Here is a 2,903-nt window from a genome sequence, read left to right on the forward strand (position 1 = left end):
GTCGGCGCGCCGCCGGCGCTGGCTGCGGCCGGCGGCGTCCCGGCCGCCCAGGTCGAGCACCGCGTCGCCGTGATCGTCGTGCAGCAGCAGCTTGCGGCCGTCGTCGTCGCCGCCGGCCTTGTCCCACAGGTCCGGCAGCAGCACGATCGGGTACTGCAGCCCCTTCGCGCCGTGCACGGTCTTCACCTGCACCGCCTCGGCGTCGGTCTCCAGCCGGCGGGTCCGCTCGTCGTCGGCCGCCTTGCGCTGCTCGGCCTGCAGCCACTCGGCCAGCCAGGCCGCGCTCGGCCGGGTGTGGCCGGACGCCTGGTGCAGCACCTCGGCGAGGTGCCGGAAGTCGGTCATCAGGCGTTCCCCGTCCGGCCGGGCCAGCACCCGCTCGATGAAGGACGTCTCGGCACCGATGGAGGCGAACAGCGCCGCCACTCCGGCCCGGACCAGGATCCGGTCCCACTGCCGCACCGTGGCCGTCCAGTCGGCGATCTGCGCGTCGCCGGCACCCGCCAGGTCGGCCAGGGACAGGCCGAAGAAGGAACTGATCAGGGCCTGCCGCAGCTCGTTGCGGCGCTGTGAGGCCAGGGCCAGCAGCAGGGTCAGCCAGTCGGCGGCGGCCGGGGAGGCGTAGATGCTGTCGGAGCCGCTCAGCGCCACCGGCACGCCCGCCTCGCGCAGCGCCTCGGCGATCCTGGACGCGCCCTTGTTGGTGCGCACCAGCACCGCGATGTCGCCGGGCCGGACGTCACGCCAACCCCCGTCGAACAACTGCTGCCGATCGAGGATGCCGCGCACCTGGCGGACCAGGTCAGCACGGACGCGGCCGTGCGCCGGCCAGTTCCGCTGCTCGTCGTCGAGGGTGCGCAGCGTCACCGGGGTCACCGCCGCCCCGGTCGTCCGGACGCCGCAGCCGGGCCGGTGCGCGGCGACCGGGTGCACCTCGATCGCCTCACCCAGCCGCAGCCCGGCGAACAGCTCACCCAGCCCGCGCACCAGCGCGGCGTCGCTGCGATGGTTCACACTCAGCGAGAACCGGGCGCCGGCGGTGCCGACCGCGGTGGTGTAGGCGGCGATGTCGGCTCCGCGGAAGGTGTAGATGGCCTGCTTCGGGTCGCCGATCAGCACCATCCGGCGATGCCCGTCGAACAGCCGGCGCAGGATCTCCCACTGCACCGGATCGGTGTCCTGGAACTCGTCGACCAGCACCGCGTCGAACCGGTCGCGCAACCGTTCACAACTGGCCGCCCCGGTGTCCGGATCGGCGAGGGTGTCGCGCAGCCGGACCAACTGGTCGTCGAAGGTGAGCACCCCGAGCTGACGGCGCCGGTCGGCGGCCACGCTGCGCACCCGCCCGGCGAAGCCGACCCGTTCGGCGATCACCCCGTCGGCGTCGGTGGGCACGATCGGACGCAACACGTGCGCCACCGCCGCATCGGCCAGGCTGACCGCACCGGTGACTCCGTTGCGCCGGTCGTCGCCGAGCGGAAACGGCGGCTGCCGGGTGTCGAACCCGTAGCGGTTCAGGTACAGGTCGTGCGCGACCTCGCGGACCAGCGGCCGCAGGTCGGCGATCACCCGGCCGGACGGATCACCGGACGCCAGGATTCCCAGCTGCGCGTACATCGCGGCGCAGAACTCGTGGATGGTCATCACCAGGGCGCCGTCGAAGCCGGCCACCGCGGCGGCCAGGCGATCCCTGGCCGGCCCGGTGGCATCGTCGAGTGCCGCCAGCAGGTGGGTGCGGACGCGGGCGCGCAGTTCACGGGTGGCGTTGCGCCCGAAGGTGACCATCAGCAGCCGCTCGACGGTGGTGTCGCCGGCGGCGATCAGCCGGACGGCGAGCGCCGCGACGGCGTGGGTCTTGCCGGTGCCGGCGGACGCCTCCAGCACGGTGGTGCCCGCGGGCAGCGGGACGCTCGGGTCGAATTCGGGGAAGCCGTTCATCGCACCACCTCATGCGCCGTGATCGGGTGCCAGACCAGTCGGGCGGCCGCGCAGGCCAGCGCGGTCTCGCCGGGCTGGTCGAGGTCGTCGTCACCGATGCCGACGGCGAGCAGGTCGTCGGCGCTGGCGTAGAACTGCTCCCACTGCTTCGACCGGTGGTCGCTGTAGGCGTAGCGCAGGTTGCGCAGCTCGCCGAATGGATTCTTGTCGTCGCCGAGCAGCCCGGCCAGCCGGGCACCGAACTGCAGCGGCAACGGCAGCGGGGCGTCCAGCCCGATGCGGTACAGCCGCAGCCACCGGCCCAGCAGCGTCCGGGCGGTGGCCGGGTCGGGGCCACGCCACTGCCGGCGCGCGCCGCGACCGACCAGAACGGCGCGCCACGGTCCCTCCGCGGTGGCCGACAAGGCCAGCAACTGAAGCCACAGCCCGACCGAGCGGGATTCGGACGGCTTGGAGAAGCTGGCCTGCACCACCAGGTCGCGCTGGGTGGCCACCCGTCCGGTGAGCCGGACCGCGCCGCAGTCGAGGGCGATGTCGCGATGCCGCACCGGTTCGTCCGGGGGGAGCGGAAGCGCTGCCACGATGGGCCGGACCTGGGCGGCCACCCCGTCCAGTAGCCGGGTGCCGATCGCGCCCGGCGGAACCGCCCCGCGCAGCCACTCGGCACGCACCGCATCGTCGATCGAATGCCCGGTGCGCGCCAGGCCGAGCAGCCGTTCCCCGACCGCCCAGCGGTCGAGGCCGTCCGGCTCGATGGGGATCTCGTCGGGCAGCGGATCGGACTGCCAATAACTCAGCCCGCAGCGCTCGCGCAGGAAGTGCCGGACCGGGTCGCGGACGAAGCCGATCAGGTCGTCGAGCCCGATCTCGGTGAGCGGCGGAGCCGGCGGGATCGGGGCGGACGCCGCGGGCGTCGAGCGCGGACCGCTGACCGCGACGGCGCCGCGCAGCCCGGCCGGGTCGTA

At 74.0% G+C, this 2,903-nt stretch carries 1 protein-coding gene and 1 pseudogene; both read right to left on the bottom strand.

Annotated elements, in window-relative coordinates; genetic code table 11:
- Nucleotides 1–1,938: UvrD-helicase domain-containing protein (locus QM582_RS17490; protein ID WP_415086557.1), on the bottom strand; the 1,938-nt coding region annotated here is incomplete at its 3' end.
- Nucleotides 1,935–2,903: pseudogene (locus QM582_RS17495) on the bottom strand (hypothetical protein); the annotation flags it as partial. The pseudogene QM582_RS17495 and the gene QM582_RS17490, both read right to left, overlap by 4 nt.

It is taken from the genome of Micropruina sp., from assembly GCF_047607385.1.
Taxonomy (GTDB): Bacteria; Actinomycetota; Actinomycetes; order Propionibacteriales; family Propionibacteriaceae; genus Micropruina.